Here is a 19,332-nt window from a genome sequence, read left to right on the forward strand (position 1 = left end):
GAATTGCGCTGCTATGGTTATCACACGTGCCGTAGCAACGCAATTCTTAACTCTTAATTCTTAACTCCCATGAACCGTCTCCTCAACAATCGCTATCGTTTTTACATCCTGACGGGTGCGGGGTTATTGCTGTGGATGATGTTTTTCGACGCCAACGATCTCCGTTCGCAGTTTCGTAACTGGTGGAAGGCGAAGGAACTGGAAGCAGAGAAGGCCTATTTCGAGGACAGAATTCAAGCTGTTAAGGCCGAGCGCAAAGAAGTGCTTGGCAGCCAACAACTCCGCGTTAAATACGCCCGCGAGAAATACCTGATGAAAAAGCGTAACGAAGACGTGTACGTACTCGTCGACGAAAACGGTGAACCGATTGAAAAATAGTTAAGAATTAAGTGTTAAGAATTAAGAGTTGCGCTGCTTCTCAGTCAACTGGTGGGTAAGCAGCGCAACTCTTAATTCTTAACTCTTAATTCTTAATTCTACGCTATGATTTCCCTTCTTTTTGTTTGTCTGGGTAATATTTGCCGGTCGCCGGTTGCAGAAGGAGTATTTCGGCAGTTGGTTGATGAGGCGGGCCTCTCCGGGCAAATTGACTGTGATTCGGCAGGTACGTCATCGTACCATATTGGGCAGTTGCCTGACCTGCGTACCCGCCAAAATGCCCTGACGCATGGGCTAACGCTAACCCACCGTGGTCGCCGAATGATCGGCGAAGACCTGGCCCGTTTTACGTACATCATCACGATGGACGAAGCCAACTTCGAGTCGGTTATGAAACTTAGTCAACGTTCAGTTGGTCTGGTTCACGATGATACTATATTCCTGCTTCGCGAATTCGACCCGGCGGTTAGTGACCAACCGAGTGTACCGGATCCCTACTACGAAGGTCCGGAGGTTTTTGAGGAGGTCTACCAGATTGTTCGCCGATGCTGCGAGGAATTACTGACATACATCCAGAGACGACATAACCTTTAACTAATGAGTGAAGGAGATAAAGAGTAAAAGAGTGGTACGCCTACCGGAACAAGAGCTGCTCTCGCAGGCATTGTCTATGGCGTAAGCAGCTTTTCCTCTTTATCTCTTCCATTCTTTCCCTCTTTATGAATAAGAAAGTCATTCTCATCATCATGGACGGCTGGGGCATGACCACCCAGAACGACCGGTCGGCGCTGGCAGCGGCCCAAACACCGTTTGTTACCGATGCCTGGAACCGTTACTCGCACAGTACGCTCGAAGCCTCGGGTCTGCCTGTTGGCTTGCCTGCCGGGCAAATGGGCAACTCAGAGGTAGGCCACATGAACCTTGGCGCAGGCCGGATCGTATATCAGGACCTGGTTAAAGTCAACCTGGCCGTTGAGCATGATACCCTGAAAAGAGAGCCTGTACTCTCCGATGCGCTGACATACGCCAAAGCGAATGGTAAGAACGTGCACCTGATCGGGTTGGTGTCTGACGGTGGCGTTCATGCCCACATAACGCACCTGAAAGGCCTGTTGACTATCGCCCATGAGCAGGGGCTGAACGATGTATTTGTTCATGCCTTTACCGATGGACGCGATACTGATCCGAAGAGTGGGCTGGGGTTCCTGACTGATGTTTGCGAACATATGGCCAGTACAACCGGAAAACTGGCTACTGTGGTAGGCCGTTTCTACGCGATGGACCGCGACAACCGCTGGGAGCGCGTTAAAATAGCGTACGATGCCATGGTGAATGCCATTGGCGACCGGGCGCAGGGTGATGGTGTATTCCAGATGATCCGGGACTCCTATGAGGCGGGTGTCTCAGACGAATTTATCAACCCGATAGTGATGGAAAATGCAGACCATACTCCCGTAGCTCAGATCGAGAATGGTGACGTGGTGATCTGTTTCAACTTCCGCACCGACCGGGGTCGCGAAATCACATTAGCCCTAACGCAGCGCGACTTCCCGGAGCAAAACATGCACAAGCTCGATTTGAAGTACATCACCATGACAAACTACGACAGTGAGTTTGTGGGCGTGAAAGCGATTTTCGAGAAAGATAATCTGGCTAAAACATTGGGTGAAGTTGTTGCCGAAGCCAACCGCAAGCAGATACGCATTGCCGAGACCGAAAAATATCCGCATGTAACGTTCTTTTTCTCGGGTGGCCGCGAAGAACCCTTTGTCGGTGAGTCGCGTCTGCTGGTGCCATCACCCAAAGAAATGATCATCACCAACGAACAGGGCGAAGAAATCACGATTCCAGTGAAAACGTATGATCAGAAGCCCGAAATGTCGGCCTATGGCATTCGCGATGCCATTATTCCAGAGCTAGAAAAAGGGGAGGTTGATTTTATCTGCCTCAACTTTGCCAATACCGATATGGTGGGCCACACCGGTGTATTCGAAGCGGTAGTGAAAGCCGCCGAAACCGTTGACGCCACCACGCGTGATGTAGTGACAACGGGCTTGGCGAACGGATACACATCGATCATCATTGCCGACCACGGTAACGCCGATTACATGGTTAACGACGACGGTTCGCCTAACACCGCGCACACAACCAGCCTGGTGCCCTGCATTCTGGTCGACAATGAGTATCAGCCCGCCTTGAAGAACGGTAAGCTAGGCGATATTGCCCCTACCATTCTGGCGTTGATGGGTATCGAAAAACCCGCCGAAATGACGGGTACCAGTTTGTTGTCCTAAGCACGCTGTCGTTCACTGAACGCAACGTACCTGACCGCTGTTATTTCTGTATAACGTTCTACTAACTCGCCCGTAGCTCACAACCGCTGCGGGCGGTTTTTTTGTCTATGAAATACGCGTTCCTGCTATTGGCCGCTTTATCGATTACCGCCTGCTCAGACGGTACGGCCAAGCGCACCGAAAAACCCGTCTATTTTGATGTAGCTGGATTCGTTAAAGGTCAGATTGATGTATTGTCGAAGCAAAAGCCAACAGTGACTAAACGGTCGCAGATGGGCGATAAAGTGGAGAAGCAGACAACCAGTACTATCAACTGGAGCCGTGAACTGGAATTGTTCGCGCAGGCAGATATCAACAAGCCTGCCCTGCGTAACAGTTACACCATTGCTCGGCCCGACTCCCTGACGTATCAGTATACGTTAAAACCAACGGAGAAAAATCTAACCGTCCGATCATTGACGGTCAGGCTCGATTCGGCTACGCGCCAACCACACCATATCGATGCTGTGTTGGCTACCGAGAATCTATTATACACTTCGGAAAGAAGGATCAGGCTGGATAATGGATCGAGGGCTAACGGTTCATGGGGAATCGTCCACTACCGGTTGCAGGGCTTTCAGCACCTGAGCATTTCCGATAAGAACACTTTCGATGTAGAGGGAACGGTGTTGCGGTAACGTACCTGGAATGCTGATGCGTTAATTGGAAACCTCCGTCAAATAAGGGAGGTACGGTTCCAGCTTATCGGTTGATTTGAACGCCGAAATCTGCTTCACCTTATTGGTGTAAGCGTCATGACGAACCTCCACGTAGAATGAGTCGAGGCTGTAGAGGAGGTAGATGAAATCGTCTTCATACCGATTAGCCAGAATGCTTGCCTCGAAATACAGGGCGTTCAACTGGTCGTCGGTATCGAGGCTGGTAAAGTGAGCTGGTGTCATAAAAGAGCGATTTCATAGCGAATATAGGCTAAAAAAAAGTTTCAGGTTTCAAGTTTCAGGTTTCAAGTGCTTCGCTTTTCAGCCAAAGGCTTGATCAGCAGCGCACTTGAAACCTGAAACTTGAAACCTGAAACTTATATTACATCGTCACCCGCTTGCCTGACTTGGCGGCTTTGTAAATCGCTTCGACAACCCGAATATCGGCTAGCCCTTCTTCGCCGGGAACAAGCACCGGTGAGTTCGACATGATGGCTTTAGCGTCATTGTCCATTTGCATGGTCTGTTGCATCGGTGTCTTGTAGGGAACGTCGGTTTTGAAATCTTTACTGCCCTCGCCTTTTACGCCATTATAATCTGAGTAAGGCTCCATCTTTAATTTCCCTTTTTGCCCTGTCACATGCAGAAAGTTCATGTTCATACCATAACTGGTTTGGATCATAGCACGTGCACCGCTCGCAAACTCCAACTGGGCCATGCTGGTTTCATCCAGCCCGTTTTTATACACATCGGGGCGGGTCGTGTACTGCTGGGCAGTCAGTGCAATCGGTTCTTCGCCGGTAGCTAAGCGGGCTCCCTGAATGGCATACACGCCCATATCATACATAACACCGCCGCCCATCTCTTTCTTCTGCTTCCAGTGATCGGTTCGTGCATCGTAGTAGCCCGCCGCGCAGTTCACCATGTTTATCTTGCCGATGTTTCCTTCACGTAAGTATTTGACGTACGCCTGGGTATTAGGTTCATGATGCAGGCGATAACCGACAGAGAGATACTGTTTGTTCTTCTTACAGGCATCAATCATATTCTGGCATTCTGTTGCCGTTACGGCCATCGGTTTTTCAACCCAAACATGTTTACCTGCCTTGGCAGCGCGCACTACATACTCTTCATGCATCGATGGCGGTAACACCACATAAATTACATCGATGTCCGGGTTGTTGGCAATCTGATCAAAGGTTTGGTAGGTGTAGATATTCTTATCAGGAATATTGTATTTTTTCTTCCAGGCCTCTGCCTTAGCGGGCGTACCTGTTACGATACCAGCCAGGTAGCAGTTTTTAGTCTGTTGAAGCGCCGGAGCCAGTAAATCGGTGCTGTAGTAACCCAGGCCAACCAGAGCCACGCCCAGCTTATCCTTCTTAGGCGACGTAGCCGCCAGTAACGTGTGCGGCGATATGAGCGTTGAAGCCGAGGCCAGCGACAGGGTTTGGAGAATGGTACGACGGGAAGTCATGATATGCGTTTAGCGTTTGAGGTTTAGTGCTTAAAGTTACGTTGCCAGCGAGAATACTCTCAATATAGCATAGGAACATTAAACGTCGACCGTTGATCGTTCAACCTGATTTTCCCCAACGGGTGCCCGATAAGCCTGGAACGGTGCCTTTAGAATTCCGACAATATGACTATGCCCAGTTGGATCTGGGTGGGTGTCCAGGCCGTAAACAAGGTCTTTGCCTTGGCGAACGGCGAATGTGCTGAAAAGTCGGTCCCAGACAGAGAATATGTTCCCGTAATTGGTATTCGAGTAGGGCAGCACGTAATGATGATGAACGTGGTGCATATTCGGCGTCACCAGTAACCAATTGACAACCCGGTCGGCCCAGCGTGGTAATTCGATATTGGCGTGGTTGAATTGCGACAGTAGCACCGAAAAAGCCTGATACATAAACACCAGCCACATGGGGGCACCGGTGATGACTACGGCTAGTGTCGTAAACAGAAATCGAATCACACTCTCGCCGGGATGATGCCGGTTGGCCGTAGTGGTATCAACGTGCCTGTCGGAATGATGAACAGCGTGAAACTGCCACATCCACTTAACCTGATGTTCGCTCCAATGCGCAAGCCAGGCCCCCAGGAGGTCAAGCAACAGCAAACCAACAATAGCCTGCGCCCAGATTGGTAGAGATAACCACTGCAACAGCCCGAACTGATTCGCCACGGTCCAGTCGCTGGTTTTGACCAGGATGAACGCCAGTGAAAAATTGACCAGAATGGTAGTGAACGTAAAGAAGAAGTTAATGCCTGCATGCCGGGTTTTCTGATAATCAAACCGAACAAGCGGGACGATACTTTCTATCAGCCAGAAAAAGCAAATACCACCCACCAGTATCAAACTTCGGTGGGACGATGGTATATGTGCGAAATAATCAACGATATGCTCCATGACTAAGCTTGGTTTTGTTGGATTATTTCGCAAAATAAGTATAAAAAAGAAGTTCAGAGTGCCAGATTCAAAGTCCAAAGTCGCGTTGCTAATCAGCAGAGCGACTTTGAATCTGGCACTTTGAACTTCTTTTTTATTCCCTCACCGCCTTCTCAGCTTTCACCTCTGCGTGTTCGGTTAGTCTGGCTTCATCTTGTGCTACTTCTTCGCGGGAGTCTTTATTCTCTTTGGCGAAGACCTGCATCAGCACAATAAAAAAGGAGAGAATGGTTGGCCCAATTACCAGACCCAGGATGCCGAAGATGGGTACACCAATTACGATACCCGCCAGCGTGACGAGCGGGTGCACATCGCCCATGCGCTTGGCCAGCATAATACGAAGCAGATTATCGATATTGGTGATCACGATGGCACCTACGAGCAGAATACCAACGCCCTGCGTGGTGTTGCCCTGCGAAAGCTGAATCAGGCCGGCGGGTAACCAAACAAGCGGCGTACCCAGTACGGGAATGAAGGCCAGGAAAAAAGCCACAGTACCCCAGAATGCCGCGTCGGGAACGCCGAAGATCAATAACGTTACACCGGTGAGAATGCCCTGAACCAATGAAACAATGCCTTGGCCCAATACGTTGGCGTTTACGTTGTTACGGAGTTGCTCACCTAACTCTTTCAGTGTATCCCGCTTGAAGGGCAGGTGCTTGCGTAAACCTTCCAGGAAAGACTCTTCATCCGAAAACATGTAAAACAGGGTGAAGAACATCAGGCCAATGATGACCAGAAAGTCAAGCGCGCCACCAGCAAGCGAAGGCAATTGACGGGAAGCAAAGGTGCCGCCCTGTTGCAATATCTTCTGAATGTTCTGCTGACTGGTGATCTTGAAGCCGGTTAACTGTTCAGCTTGTTTCACCAGACCCAAAATCTGGTCGGTATGCTGCGAATAATACTGAATTCGATCGATGAGCAGAAAACTCAACACGATAAAGGGCAGTACGATAACAAACAGCGAAAAGATGATGATACCGGTAGTTACCAGCGTCCGATTCCACTTTTTACGGTAGACCAGACTGTAAAAGAGGGGACGGAAGATAACGTAGAGTATACCCGCTCCGAAGAAAGCCGATACGTACCCACGGAGCCCCGCAATAATGAAGCCTCCTAAAATTAATAGGCTGGCAATGAGAAGAATACGCTGTTGTTTCGGCGTGTAGATAGTAGAAGATGCCATAGCAATGAACAATGTATAATGAATAATGTACAATGGCTTCGCTCAGAGACGTTCGTAGAGCGAAGTACATTGTTCATTGTGCATTATACATTATTCATTACAATTTGTTCATTCTACCCACAACACCAACCCTTTCAGGTACCCGCCTTCGGGGTGAAAGAGGCTAACCGGATGGTCGGCGGGCTGGCTCAGGTGATGCAGCACACGTACCTGACGACCCGCCTCGATGGCTGCGGCCACAACGGTGTTGTAAAACAACTCCCTGTCTACCACCTGTGAACACGAGAAGGTGAATAGAATGCCGCCTGGTGCTACCCGTTTCAACCCCTCTACATTCAGACGCTTGTACCCCTGTACGGCCCGGTGCCGAGCCGACAGACTTTTGGCGTACGCAGGCGGATCAAGCACCACAATGTCGTACGTGGGTGTGGCGGGCTCTTTCAGGTAATCCATCACATCGGCCACAATCGACTCATGTTCACCGGCGAAACCGGGATTAGCCGCCACGTTCTGATTGGTCAGTTCGATGGCCTTTTTCGATACATCGACCGAATGAACAATTGTAGCGCCTGCTGCCAGTGCATACACTGAAAAACCACCTGAATAGCAGAAGGCATTCAGCACGCTTTTTCCCGCCGAATAGCGCGCCAGCAATTGCCGGTTATCGCGTTGATCTAAGAAAAAGCCGGTTTTTTGCCCCGTAATCCAGTCGACCATAAACGTGTGACCATTCTCCTGAACGGCACGCGGTGTCTCTGCCCGGCCATAGCGGTAACCATTCTGCACACCAGCGGCGTACTGTTCGGGTAGGGTTTCGGCGCTTTTGTCGTAAACGGCTACGAGGTCTGTCCCAAAAACACGTTGTAGCGCCTCTACGATGGGCTGCCGCTGCCGGTGCATGCCAATCGAGTGAGCTTGAAGCACCGCTACGCCATCATACATATCGATGATCAGGCCTGAACAGCCATCGCCTTCGCCATGAATTAAGCGGTAGCAGTTGGTCTGTGGTGGAATCACGCTGGCGCGCACCGCCCGAATCTGAACGAGTTTCTGTGCCCAGAAATCAACGTCAGGCGTGATGGACTGACCGTTTGTATGGGCCGCAAATGAGAAGAGACGTACCTGAATGCTACCGTCATGGAAGTGCCCCGTTCCCAGGTACGTTGCCTTACTATCGAAGACCTCGACTACTTCACCATCCTCTATATTGTTGTCAGGTTTAGCTCCTTCTCGGCGGGCAACGGCGCCCGAGAACACCCAGGGGTGAAACCGTCGCACGGCTTGCTCGCGACCTTTTTGCAGAAAAATTTTGGGGTAATTCATGCTGCAAAGGTAGTGAAGCGTTGGCGGGCAATGGTAAATCGCCAAATTCAGCTACTTTCATCTATCAAATCAACTAATCAATGCAAACCAATCGACGTGATTTTCTAAAGCAGGCGGGCCTTCTGTCTGCGGGTGCTGTTGCGCTAAGTTCAACCCTGACTGAGGCGTTGGGCGCTTCCATAAAAACGTTTGGCCTTCAATTGTACAGCGTTCGTGATGTGTTGCCCGCTGATCCTAAAGGCGTTATGACAAAACTGGCCCAGATGGGCTACAAACAGTTTGAAAGCTATCAGGGCGACAAAGGCTTTCTGTGGGGAATGGAACCCGCCGCTATGAAGTCGTTTCTGAATGGCCTTGGCGTAAAGATGGTTAGTACACATTTCGATTTCAAAGGCGCATCGGAAAGCGCCGATACGCTTCAGAAATACATTGATATGGCTAATGGAGCTGGTCTGAGTTATATGCTTTGCCCTTACATCGGCCCGCAGAAAACCTGGGACGACTGGAAACGCATTGCCGATAGTTTTAACCGGGTAGGCGAAGTGGTTCGGAATGGTGGTCTGAAATTCGGCTACCATAACCACGATTATTCGTTCCGCCCGCTGGATGGTAAATTGCCGCAAGAGTATCTGCTTACGCATTGCGACCCAATGAATGTGATGTTCGAACTCGATATGTGCTGGAGTGAAGCGGCTGGCCAAAGCACCGTCGATCACCTGAAGCAATATGGCAATCGCTATGAACTGTGTCACATTAAGGATTACAAAAAAGAGACGAGCGGTAAGGTAGTACAGCAGGACCTAGGCCAGGGAGAGGTAAACTACAAAGCCATTCTAAAGCAGGCACGCAAAAGCGGTATGAAGTACTTCCTGATCGAGCAGGAAGAATACCCCGGCCCATCCATGGTGAGCCTGAAAGCCGACGCCGATTACCTGAAAAAATTCAAGTTTTAGGCCGGTCACTCTTCCCGCACTTTAAACAGCCGCTTGAGCCAACTTTGTTGCTCGGCGGCTGTTTCTGCTTGTTCGGCTTCGTCGGGCAGTCGGCGGGCCAGTTTTGTCAGGTCGGGCTGCCCGGCGTCGACCCAACAGGTGTACCAGAAATCGCCTACCATTTTAATCGACGCCCGCATTTGGCGTTCTACCTGCCCGCGTAGCCGTTCGTGATATTGCCGGGCAAAGGCTTCGGAATACACCTTGACGGTTTGCCCATTCCGGTCTTCAAAATTCCATTTTTTGCTGTCGCCCAATTCGGCAGTCATCTCCCGCTCAATCGTCAGCACAGAATCGAGTGCTGCGTGGGCGTCAAAAACAGCCCGCCATGCCCGTTGCTGAGGGCGTTCAATGTATTCGGCGGCACCGACCAGCACATCATAATTTCCTGAAAATAACTCCGGTAAGCGCGACTCCCAGAAGCCGTGAATACCGGTTTGGCCCGTTAGCTGTCCGTTGTAATTGCGGGTGGTATGCAGCGGCACATTGGCATCGGCAATGTAATGCCCTATATCGGCCGATAATCGTAAAATCTTGGGTACGTTCCGTTCTTTAAACGCTTCGGTGAGCTGATACTTGGCCAGTTGAATGTGCCAAGGTACGATGCCGTGCATGGCCAGCGTATCGGCGCCGTATCGCTCGGCGGCGGCGCTCCAACTGCGGGGCAGTGTTTCGCGGGTGGTGTCGGCATATACATCTAGATCGATGAAGTGGCGGGGAGCTTCACCGACAACGGCATACCGACGTTTATCGGGATTAACGGCATTATCGGTCAGAAACTGAATGCGGCTTTTGAAGAGCGGCATCATTTCGGGCGGCAACGTAAATACCGCCAGCCGATTGATCTGTTGGTGAGCATAAAACCCCCATTTCGGAGATAATGGTGCCGGACGCGGCGGGTTGGCGAACGCGAAATTGGTGATAGCTGTCCAAAGCGAAAAAAAGCCAAAAAAGGTGTTCCGAAAATATTTTCCCGAAAAAATACCCAACCAAATACTATCCTTGTACATTTGTGTAGTCATGGTACTATTTGAAGACTCAATAAGACGTAACAAATAAAACCTCGACCAAAAGCGAATAATATTTTGTTAAACGACATAAATTCCAAATCAATGCAACGCGAAACTAAAGGATATGCCCTCATTGTAGGTCTCTTCTGCATCCTCGGTTTATTAATCTACGGAGCGTACTCACCCGCTCGCAAAGCCCAGAAACAGCAGATTTTCTGCTTTTCATTCACAAATGATGCAAATCCGCAAGCTGTTGACAAGCATATGCGCGATTTTGCAGCCCTTCGGCACGAAATTCCACAGGTCGTTGGTTACACGGCCGGCAAGACGTTTTTGGTTGGTAAGGCTGATTCTGAGTACGACGTCATGCACTATCTGACTTTTCAGAGTGAAGAAGACATGAAAGCGTTCGAGCAAAATCCGGCGTACAAAGCGTTTGTTAATGAGAATAAAGACAGCTGGGATAAGACGTTGGTCATCAACGCTGAGATACAGCCGTAAACCTTTTTTAGTTTAAAATGCAGAAAGCCGAACGTGGAAACGTTCGGCTTTCTGCATTTTAAACTAAAAAAGAGTCGTAAGTCGTAAGTCAATAGTCGATAGTCGCGCTGCAAGATTCAATACGTCCGTCATCAGCGCGACTATCGACTATTGACTTACGACTTACGACTCTTTTTTTACCATATCAACCACGGCTTCAACCCAAAGCGGGCTGTCGTTGAGACTTTCGACCAACTGCCAGTGCTCACCGCCGTGTTCTTCAAATAGCTCTTTGTATTCTTCGCCTACTTCGATCGTCGTCTCCAGACAATCGGCTACAAAAGCGGGTGAGAACGCCAGTACGCTCTTGATGCCTTTGCCCGCAAACAGCTTGATCTCGTCATCGGTGTAGGGCTTAATCCACGGATCGTTGCCCAGGCGTGACTGGAAGCTTGTGGTGTACTTGCCTTCAGGAATACCCAACTCTTTCACTAACCGGCGAGTCGTTTCAAAGCATTGAGCGCGATAGCAATGCTGGTTGTCGGGCCGTAATGAGGCACAGCATTCACCAAATTTACAGACCGTTTTGTCTACGTCACCTTTGCGAATTTGCCGTTCGGGCAGGCCGTGGTAGCTGAATAGGTAGTGATCATATTCCCGCTCGTTCATGTACTTGCGGCCCCGCTCAACAAAGCCCTGGATGAATTTGGGGTGTTCCAGAAAGCGGTTAATGAAACGTACCTGCGGAATCACCTGCCAGGTTTTCAGAATGTCCATCACCTTTTCATACACCGACCCGGTCGATGCTGAGGCATATTGCGGAAAGAAGGGTAGGACCACAATATCGTTCAGGCCCATCCGCTGAAACTCAGCAAGGCCTGTATCGATGCTTGGGCTTTGGTAGCGCATGGCCAGACGAACCACGTAATCGTCGCCCAGTTGTTCCTGCACCAGTTTCGTCACTACGTGTCCGTAGTGTTTCAGGGGCGAACCGTTTTCATTCCAGAGTTCCTTGTACACCTTCGCTGATTTCGGTGCTCGGAACGGCGCAATGATGCCATTTACCAACAGAAAACGAACGATGTAGGGAACGTCGATAACGCGTCCGTCCATCAAAAATTCACGCAGGTATTTCCTGACGTCGGGTACGTTTGGGCTATCGGGGGTACCCAGATTGACCAATAAAACACCGGTTTTTCCGATCTGTTTCGGCGTAGTTCCGGCAACTGTCGTATGGGGAGAGTGTAAAGCAGTGGCTTCCATGAGTGGGTAACGGTTTTTGGCCGAAATCGGTTTACGGTAGGTCGACCTTCACTTTATGCGTTCGTCATTGTAACGGGTAAAACCTGCCGCAATGCCAAACCGTACAAAAGCGTATCGGTCATTGAAGTAAATGTTGTACGGATCTTCGCCGTAATAACCTGCGGTGGCAAAGATACCAGCATCATGGCTAAAGGGTGGAACATACCAGAGACTTAACTCGGTATTTAATCGGCGACGTGCTATGTTCAGTGGCCAGTTGGTCAACTGATTGACGGCATAGGAGGCCTGTAGTGTTAGCCGTAGCCGTTCGGTCGTTATCGATGACGTAGATGCTGTCTGCGTTCGGGCAAATAGTCGGTAAGTAGCCTGGCCCAGCAGTCGGCCAAAGCCATAATTGCCTTCCAGCCCTTCTGAATGGTTAAAGATAGGAGCGTGCCAACGATAGCCCAGATTATAGTAGGTACCGTAACGCTGGCTTAAGTGAGTACCCCAGTTATAAGTGGCCTGTAGGTAATCGGTCGAAAAATCGCCGGTTTCGGTGTTGAACGTGCCGTTTGGCCGGTAAGTTGGGCCATCCTGCCCATTGGAGTGATGAAAAAATTGCCCTTCAACGTACCTGTATTGTGTTACGCTGTTGCTTAACCGGTAGAAAATCTGCGTGCCCAGTCTGAAGCTTGGCGTCCGAATTGGCGAAGACCGGTCTGTGCGGGTACGAGCCATGAAACGCTGCGTTACAGCAACCGACAAGCGCGATTTGGCATTGGCGAGCAAAAAATAACTGGCAATCAACTCACCGTTGATGACGTACTTACTGGGGGCACCTAATTCACCACTTGGCGAGATATACGAAAAGTCGCGATTACCCCGAAAAAATTCGTTGTACCGGTGATTCCGAAAACGCGTTGAATCGCTCAGGGTAGTTGAATCAGTTTGTGCGAAAGCCGCCGAAGCCCACAGCAACGTACCTAGCCAGACAATGCAGGAGCGAACATTCATAACGCTGAAGAGCAGTTCCGTTGGCTAAAACTCCATTGGCTGAAGCCAATAGCAATGAGTGAAAAGTCCCGTTGGGACTGGAAGGGAAAGTCCCAACGGGGACTTCTGGTTTTTTGCCGTTGGCTTCAGCCAACGGAGCTGGAGCCAACAGAACCCAAAAACGTTACAGGGACGGCCGATCGAAATTCACGTAGATCGCGTCTGATAGAGAATCGAACACCTTGATATCTGATAGTTCGCGTGGGCCGCGCTTACCCGATAGTTTGATTTTCCCCAACGTTTGATAATCGGTCCAGGGTAAAATGAAACCAGGCTTTTCGTCCGTGAATTTTGGGTAGTAGGCCCATTGTGATACCAGACGGGTTGTTTTGTCAACCCAAACATGGTATTTATTGTCGGGTGTATTACCCACGCCTTTAAACGTGAGTTGAATCAGATCGGCGGGTTGACCGGCCTCGGTATTGGCTGTGCCCAGGTCTTTCAGCGTAACCCCCGAATCTTTCAGTTTGTAAGGCATCACAAGCCAGTACGAATCATTGATCCAGGCCCCCTTGGCTGCTTTAACAAACCGAGCTACACTGTCGGGGTTGGTTTCTTCTTTTCCATTGCGAAACACGCGGCCTTTATCGGTATTGATGTTAAGCAAAACGGTCTGATCATTCTTAAGGTTATCGACCCGTACATCGCCGGTCCATTTGTTCCAGTGAAGGCGGCGGGCACCAAAAAATGTCCAGGCAATGTGGTGGGTGTTATCCCAGGCTTTGCGTCCTCCCTGTGCCGCCATCACTTCATCGGCGATCTGAACGGCGCGGGCATCTGACCCAGCTAAATCAAAGTCTTTGGCCGCTGGATTATTCATTTTCTTTTGCGCCAGCAGAGGCGAGGTCAGGAGCAAAAGCAACAGAGGCAGAGAGCGATAGATGTTCATCGATGATAACTGGGTTTGAACTGGAAGACAAAGAAAGCCGATTCCCCCCGTTTCTTTCATCAATACGATTTAGTTTTATATCGAATACACCTATGAAAACGGTAAACTTCCTTCCCATGACCCTCACCCAACTTGATTACATTGTTGCTATCGATACGCACCGGCATTTTGCCACCGCTGCCGAGCACTGCCACGTAACGCAGCCTACGCTGAGCATGCAGATTCAGAAGCTCGAAGATGAACTTGGTGTATTGCTATTCGACCGGTCGAAACACCCGGTAGTGCCTACTGAAACCGGGCAACTTATTGTGGCTCAGGCGCGTGAGGTGTTGCAGGCATCTCGTCGTATTCCTGAAATGGCCAGAGAATCACGCGACGATGTAGGTGGTGACTTGCGAGTAGGGATTATTCCAACGCTGGCACCCTACCTGTTGCCGTATTTTATCAGCGCGTTCATGGCGCGTTACCCGGCCGTGACCATTCAGTTGCAGGAGTTACTAACCGAGCAGATTGTGGAGCGACTACGTACCGGTTTGCTGGATGTTGGCGTCGTGGTTACACCCTTGCGCGAGAATAATATGGTCGAGATTCCTTTGTTCAAAGAGCCTTTTATGCTCTATGCGGCAACGGGAAACGAACTATTGAAAAAGCAGAAAATCAGCCCCGACGATCTGAAAAACGAAGGGCTGTGGTTGTTGTCGGAGGGACACTGTTTTCGGGATCAGGTGCTGAATTTATGTGGCAACAGCCATCAGGGCAATAAGATGTTGCGGTATGAAACAGGTTCGCTGGAAACGCTGGTCAGGCTCATTGACCGGCAGGATGGTTTTACACTGTTACCCTATCTGGCTACGCTGGATTTCGATGCGGCCCGTCGGAAGCAGTTACGCCCATTTTCGGGTGTTCCACCGGTACGCCAGGTAAGCCTAGTGATGCATCGAAGCTTTCTGAAACGCGGCCTCATCAATGCCCTTCGCCGCGAGATTCTGGTGAACCTCCCCGAAGGACTTGCCCGGGAATAGGTGGCTATGCTGCCTGGGATTAGCTTTTCTTAGAACCAGGGCCGCTTCACCTTGAAGCTTTTCTTCAGGCCCCGAATCAGGAGCAGTGCGCCGATGACGCCGAAAATGATTGCCAGTATGGTGACGTTTAAAATTGCAAAAACGAGCGCAATAGATATGACAACAATAGAGGCTTTGAGCTGCCAGGAAATGCGTTGCCACCAGTTCAGTTTTTTACGGGCAGGCAGGCCAAGAATTTCACGTAATGTTTTCTTTTTCGGTTTTGGCCCAGGCTGTACGGCGTTCATCGCAACCGGCGCGGAAACAGGTCGGGCAGCAGTAACGGGGTTGGGAGTCAGCAGACGCCGTGCGTTAGACTGATGTTGCCTAATCCGCTCGGCAATCGGGTACGTATGCTGCGTCGGCATTGGCCTGCCGGTCGATTCGGCGGGTCTGTTTGCCTCGGCATAAGCCAGCGGTTGCCGGGTACGTTCAGTTTCGTCAGGTACGTTGCTGATCGAATCAACCTGCTGATCGGCAGGCAACGTACCTGCGTGTTTATCGGCGAGTTGTTTCGGGGCCGGCGAGTAGAAAACCTCGCGGTTGCTGCGTTGAAACTGGGCAACAGGACGCTGGCAGGCAGACAAGCCCACGAGAAGGCAAACGGTGAGTAAACCGGGAGCCGAGGCAGTACGGTATAAGGCGGGATTTATGGACATTGCCCTAACAACGAGCCGAGTTGGGCAGGTCGTATATGGAGGCATGTGAAAAGTAGTGGTAGCTAGTCGGCAAAGATGTCGCTCACGTGAATTGTAAAGCCATCGACTGCTTCGGATACTAATGTTCCCCCTCTTAGTTTTTGCGCTAACCGAAACGTAGTTCCATCCAGCAAATACTGCTCAATGGTTTCCTTTTCGGTATCGACAATCCAATATTCATGAACGCCATGTAAGGCGTAATCCGTCATTTTGATGCCATAGTCCCGGTCGCGGGTACTATCTGACAGAATTTCGACAACAAAGTCGGGTGGCGGGAAAGCGGATTGTTTTGGTTCGAAAGCGGCCGATTTTTCAGCATTCCAAAAGCAGATATCTGGTTCGTAATCGTTTCGAGTCAAGCGGACCATTACCTTCTCGTAGCCAATCTCGCCAAGTTTGTTATCGTAGACATAAGGCATTAGATGCCGGGTAATTCGGGACGAGGCTTTCCAATGACGTCCGTAGACAGGAGAGTGATAGATTATCTCTCCGAGAATGAATTCCGACTTGACGTTCTCATCCACATCAGCCCAAAACTGATGCCGACGGCGTTGTTCGTCCTGCCATTTTTCTTCGGCTTCGTCCAGAAGGGTGCGCAGGTTAGGCGCTTGCCAGAGTTGATCGAGCGTGGTCATAGAATTGGTGGTCACCGTACACAAATTTAACAAACGATCCGGCCTTTTTGTCGCTAACTGGTTAAACTTGGGCTTCCGTAGGCTTATAGAGGCTCGGAGTACGATTACTGGTTAAGCGGTAGTACACTCGTCCGCTACAGAAACGCATTTTTATGAAACTATTTCGCTTCGGCCCCGATGGCCATGAGCACCCCGGTGTATTGATGCCGGACGGTAGCCACCTCGACGTTACGCACTTTGGTGGCGACTACGACGAAACTTTTTTCGCTACCGATGGTCCCGAACGGCTGGCGCATTGGCTTACGGCTCATGCTCCTCAATGTCCACCCGTGCCGGCCGATACCCGATTTGGTTCGTGCATCAAACGCCCGTCGAAAATCGTGTGTGTCGGGTTGAATTATGCCAAACATGCCGCCGAAACGGGCGCTACCCCCCCGGCCGAGCCGATTTTGTTCTTCAAATCGACCACTTCACTTTGCGGCCCCAACGATAACGTGGTCATTCCGAAGCGGTCTGAAAAAACTGACTGGGAAGTCGAATTGGCCGTGGTCATTGGCAAACGGGCCAGCTACGTTGAACTCGACGACGCTATGGACTACGTGGCGGGCTACGCTGTGATCAACGATTATAGCGAACGGGCTTTTCAACTCGAACGCGGCGGTCAGTGGGCGAAAGGGAAAGGCTGCGACACGTTTGCTCCTCTGGGGCCTTATCTGGTCACGCGCGACGAGGTACCAAACCCGAACGCGCTGGGCCTGTGGCTGTCTGTCAACGGCGAAAAGCTACAGGATTCCAACACCGACGACATGATCTTCGACGTACCTACGCTCGTTAGCTACATCAGTCAGTTTATGAGCCTGCTTCCCGGCGACGTAATTTCAACGGGCACCCCATCCGGCGTTGGTCTCGGTCTGAAACCACCCCGCTACCTCAGCGCCGGCGATGTAGTCGAACTCGGTATTGAGGGCCTGGGCGAACAACGGCAAGTAGCAGTCTCGTATTCACTATGACCATAGACGCGCATCAGCATTTTTGGCTGTATAACCCCGAACGGGATAGCTGGATTACAGACGACATGGCGACGATTCGCCGTGATTTTTTGCCCGCCGATCTGGAGCCTGTACTACAGGCCAACGGGATCGACGGCTGTGTGGCGGTTCAGGCGTCGCAGTCTGATGAAGAAACCATGTTTCTGGTCAGTATGGCGCAGGCGTACGATATTGTCAAGGGCGTAGTCGGCTGGGTCGATTTGCGGGCTTCTGGCCTCTACGACCGTCTGGAAGCCTATTCTCAGTTTGAGGAAATTCGTGGTTTTCGGCATGTAGCGCAGGCTGAACCTGATGATTTTCTGATGCGTCCCGAGGTGGTAAAAGGAATTCAGCAATTGGCTGCGTTCGACTTTACGTATGATATCCTGATCTACCCGTCGCAGTTGAAAGCTGCCCTGCATTTGGTGCGGTCGGCACCCGACGTGAAGTTTGTAATCGATCACTTGGCTAAACCTGTTATTCGGAAACAGGAGATAAACCGCTGGTCGAATTTCATGGCCGAGATTGCCAAACAGCCGAACGTGTCCTGTAAGGTATCAGGAATGGTGACGGAGGCGGATTGGAAAAACTGGAGGAAAGCCGATTTCTTTCCTTATCTCGACGTGGTTTTCGAGCAGTTCGGCCCCGATCGGTTGCTGTTTGGGTCCGATTGGCCCGTTTGCCTCGTGGCGGCCGACTACACGCAGGTGAAAACGCTGATTGAGGATTATGTGGCCCCCTGGGGTGATGAAGTACGCAATAAAGTATTCGGCGGCAACGCAGTTGAGTTTTATAGTTTATAGGATTTTAGACATTGGATTCTGGACGCTGGAGAAGCCTGATTAATCAATACATCGTCATCACCCACCGTTTCTATGCATAATTTTAAAGAACTGAGAATTTGGCAACAGGCTATGGATATTGCCTGGCTTTCCTTTCGATCAATGTTTGGAGCAGATCAACTCATTTCAGCGTCAGACCAGAGTCTTTAGGTCACGTCTAACGAAGTCCATTGTCTAGAGTCCAGCATCTAATATCCAATATCCAACATCTAACATCCAGCATCCTAACTCATGGATTTACACTTAAAAGATAAAGTCATTATCGTTACTGGCGGGGCTCGTGGTATTGGCGAAGGCATTAGCCACGTACTTGCCGCAGAGGGAGCTATCGTCGTCATTGTTGGGCGTAGTGCTGGCAATAATGACGTCACCGTTGCCAACATTGAACAGGCAGGTGGGAAAGCGTTTGGCGTCGTGGCCGAGTTAACCCAGCCGGAGGCGTGTAAGCAGGCTATTGAGCAGGTGATGGCTCAGTTTGGCCGGATCGACGGGCTGGTGAACAACGCAGGTGAGAACGACGGCGTTGGGCTCGAAAACGGCAGTTACGAAGGCTTCATGTCGTCGCTGCACAAGAACCTGGTACACTACTACCTAATGGCGCACCACGCCCTGCCCGCGCTGAAAGCGTCGAAAGGTAGTATAGTCAACATCGGTTCCAAAGTAGCTACAACGGGTCAGGGAGGTACGTCGGCGTATGCCGCGTCGAACGGCGGTCGTAATGCCCTGACTCGCGAATGGGCCGTTGAACTGCTGCCGTACGGTATTCGCGTAAACGCCGTTATTGTGGCCGAATCCTGGACACCGCTGTATGAACGCTGGATTAAAACGCTTCCCAATCCGGAAGAAACACTGCAAAAGATTACCAGTAAAATTCCGCTCGAACACCGGATGACAACGACTACTGAATTAGGTAATGCCGTCGCTTTTCTATTATCATCGCAGTCGAGCCACACCACCGGCCAACTCGTATACGTCGATGGCGGCTACACGCACCTTGATCGGTCAATTTCTTAACGGTTTGTGGTTTGTTGTGTGTGGTTTGTGGTTGCGCTGCTAAATCACGATCACGAT

21 protein-coding genes are annotated in these 19,332 nt (G+C 50.6%); 10 read left to right on the plus strand and 11 right to left on the minus strand.

The annotated features are described in order from the left end of the window. The first annotated feature begins 69 nt into the window (after positions 1–69). The 4 genes from ACAW87_RS02665 (at position 70) to ACAW87_RS02680 (ending at position 3,349) form a co-directional block, all read left to right on the plus strand. Complete coding sequence (locus ACAW87_RS02665; protein WP_370721596.1) at positions 70–378, plus strand: septum formation initiator family protein; 309 nt, start codon at positions 70–72, stop codon at positions 376–378. Positions 379–483: 105 nt separating this feature from the next. Beyond that, positions 484–972, plus strand: coding sequence for a low molecular weight protein-tyrosine-phosphatase (locus tag ACAW87_RS02670; protein ID WP_370721597.1), 489 nt, complete (start codon positions 484–486; stop codon positions 970–972). Between the two features lie 125 nt (positions 973–1,097). Beyond that, on the plus strand, positions 1,098–2,672 hold the full coding sequence (gene gpmI, locus ACAW87_RS02675) for a 2,3-bisphosphoglycerate-independent phosphoglycerate mutase (RefSeq protein WP_370721598.1): 1,575 nt from the start codon (positions 1,098–1,100) through the stop codon (positions 2,670–2,672). Positions 2,673–2,779: 107 nt separating this feature from the next. After that, the gene (locus ACAW87_RS02680; protein WP_370721599.1) at positions 2,780–3,349 is read left to right on the plus strand and encodes a hypothetical protein; all 570 of its coding nucleotides are present in this window, start codon (positions 2,780–2,782) and stop codon (positions 3,347–3,349) included. Between the two features lie 21 nt (positions 3,350–3,370). Here ACAW87_RS02680 and ACAW87_RS02685 read toward each other — a convergent pair whose 3' ends face one another. From ACAW87_RS02685 to ACAW87_RS02705, 5 genes are all read right to left on the minus strand, one after another. Beyond that, on the minus strand, positions 3,371–3,613 hold the full coding sequence (locus tag ACAW87_RS02685) for a hypothetical protein (protein ID WP_370721600.1): 243 nt from the start codon (positions 3,611–3,613) through the stop codon (positions 3,371–3,373). Positions 3,614–3,752: 139 nt separating this feature from the next. Further along, a complete protein-coding gene (locus ACAW87_RS02690; RefSeq protein WP_370721601.1) occupies positions 3,753–4,847 on the minus strand; it encodes a Gfo/Idh/MocA family protein in 1,095 nt (364 codons plus the stop codon). 78 nt (positions 4,848–4,925) lie between these two features. Beyond that, positions 4,926–5,780 carry a sterol desaturase family protein gene (locus ACAW87_RS02695; RefSeq protein WP_370721602.1) on the minus strand — a complete coding sequence of 285 codons (855 nt, stop codon included), beginning with the start codon at positions 5,778–5,780 and terminating at the stop codon, positions 4,926–4,928. 133 nt (positions 5,781–5,913) lie between these two features. Further along, positions 5,914–7,005, minus strand: coding sequence for an AI-2E family transporter (locus ACAW87_RS02700; protein WP_370721603.1), 1,092 nt, complete (start codon positions 7,003–7,005; stop codon positions 5,914–5,916). 108 nt (positions 7,006–7,113) lie between these two features. Further along, positions 7,114–8,328, minus strand: coding sequence for a class I SAM-dependent rRNA methyltransferase (locus tag ACAW87_RS02705; RefSeq protein WP_370721604.1), 1,215 nt, complete (start codon positions 8,326–8,328; stop codon positions 7,114–7,116). A gap of 80 nt (positions 8,329–8,408) precedes the next feature. On the opposite strand from ACAW87_RS02705, the gene ACAW87_RS02710 reads away from it, so the two are divergent. After that, positions 8,409–9,281: a sugar phosphate isomerase/epimerase family protein gene (locus ACAW87_RS02710; RefSeq protein WP_370721605.1), complete on the plus strand. Its 873-nt coding sequence runs from the start codon at positions 8,409–8,411 to the stop codon at positions 9,279–9,281. Between the two features lie 5 nt (positions 9,282–9,286). On the opposite strand, the gene ACAW87_RS02715 is transcribed toward ACAW87_RS02710, so the two are convergent. Then, positions 9,287–10,342, minus strand: a complete 1,056-nt coding sequence (locus ACAW87_RS02715; protein ID WP_370721606.1) for a zinc dependent phospholipase C family protein — start codon at positions 10,340–10,342, stop codon at positions 9,287–9,289. A gap of 90 nt (positions 10,343–10,432) precedes the next feature. Here ACAW87_RS02715 and ACAW87_RS02720 point away from each other — a divergent pair, with 90 nt between their 5' ends. Continuing rightward, on the plus strand, positions 10,433–10,831 hold the full coding sequence (locus ACAW87_RS02720) for a Dabb family protein (RefSeq protein WP_370721607.1): 399 nt from the start codon (positions 10,433–10,435) through the stop codon (positions 10,829–10,831). Between the two features lie 162 nt (positions 10,832–10,993). Here the strand turns inward: ACAW87_RS02720 and hemH are convergent, their stop codons facing one another. The 3 genes from hemH to ACAW87_RS02735 all read right to left on the minus strand — a co-directional run bounded on the left by hemH (position 10,994) and on the right by ACAW87_RS02735 (position 13,997). Beyond that, positions 10,994–12,073: a ferrochelatase gene (gene hemH / locus ACAW87_RS02725; protein WP_370721608.1), complete on the minus strand. Its 1,080-nt coding sequence runs from the start codon at positions 12,071–12,073 to the stop codon at positions 10,994–10,996. A 48-nt stretch (positions 12,074–12,121) separates the two neighbouring features. Continuing rightward, positions 12,122–13,069 (minus strand): hypothetical protein, encoded by a 948-nt coding sequence (locus tag ACAW87_RS02730; RefSeq protein WP_370721609.1) that lies wholly within the window; start codon positions 13,067–13,069, stop codon positions 12,122–12,124. Positions 13,070–13,232: 163 nt separating this feature from the next. Further along, the gene (locus ACAW87_RS02735; RefSeq protein ID WP_370721610.1) at positions 13,233–13,997 is read right to left on the minus strand and encodes a hypothetical protein; all 765 of its coding nucleotides are present in this window, start codon (positions 13,995–13,997) and stop codon (positions 13,233–13,235) included. 116 nt (positions 13,998–14,113) lie between these two features. On the opposite strand from ACAW87_RS02735, the gene ACAW87_RS02740 reads away from it, so the two are divergent. Continuing rightward, on the plus strand, positions 14,114–15,019 hold the full coding sequence (locus ACAW87_RS02740; protein ID WP_370721860.1) for a hydrogen peroxide-inducible genes activator: 906 nt from the start codon (positions 14,114–14,116) through the stop codon (positions 15,017–15,019). Positions 15,020–15,048: 29 nt separating this feature from the next. Here the strand turns inward: ACAW87_RS02740 and ACAW87_RS02745 are convergent, their stop codons facing one another. Continuing rightward, positions 15,049–15,717: a hypothetical protein gene (locus tag ACAW87_RS02745; protein ID WP_370721611.1), complete on the minus strand. Its 669-nt coding sequence runs from the start codon at positions 15,715–15,717 to the stop codon at positions 15,049–15,051. Between the two features lie 62 nt (positions 15,718–15,779). Next, complete coding sequence (locus tag ACAW87_RS02750) at positions 15,780–16,406, minus strand: Uma2 family endonuclease (protein WP_370721612.1); 627 nt, start codon at positions 16,404–16,406, stop codon at positions 15,780–15,782. Between the two features lie 137 nt (positions 16,407–16,543). Here ACAW87_RS02750 and ACAW87_RS02755 point away from each other — a divergent pair, with 137 nt between their 5' ends. The 3 genes from ACAW87_RS02755 to ACAW87_RS02765 all read left to right on the plus strand — a co-directional run bounded on the left by ACAW87_RS02755 (position 16,544) and on the right by ACAW87_RS02765 (position 19,275). Beyond that, on the plus strand, positions 16,544–17,401 hold the full coding sequence (locus ACAW87_RS02755) for a fumarylacetoacetate hydrolase family protein (protein ID WP_370721613.1): 858 nt from the start codon (positions 16,544–16,546) through the stop codon (positions 17,399–17,401). After that, on the plus strand, positions 17,398–18,222 hold the full coding sequence (locus ACAW87_RS02760; RefSeq protein ID WP_370721614.1) for an amidohydrolase family protein: 825 nt from the start codon (positions 17,398–17,400) through the stop codon (positions 18,220–18,222). The genes ACAW87_RS02755 and ACAW87_RS02760 overlap by 4 nt, the downstream gene beginning before the upstream one ends. 270 nt (positions 18,223–18,492) lie before the next feature. Further along, positions 18,493–19,275, plus strand: coding sequence for an L-fucose dehydrogenase (locus ACAW87_RS02765; protein ID WP_370721615.1), 783 nt, complete (start codon positions 18,493–18,495; stop codon positions 19,273–19,275). Positions 19,276–19,332: the final 57 nt, after the last annotated feature.

The sequence above is a fragment of the Fibrella aquatica genome (assembly GCF_041321135.1).
Classification (GTDB): Bacteria; Bacteroidota; Bacteroidia; order Cytophagales; family Spirosomataceae; genus Fibrella; species Fibrella aquatica.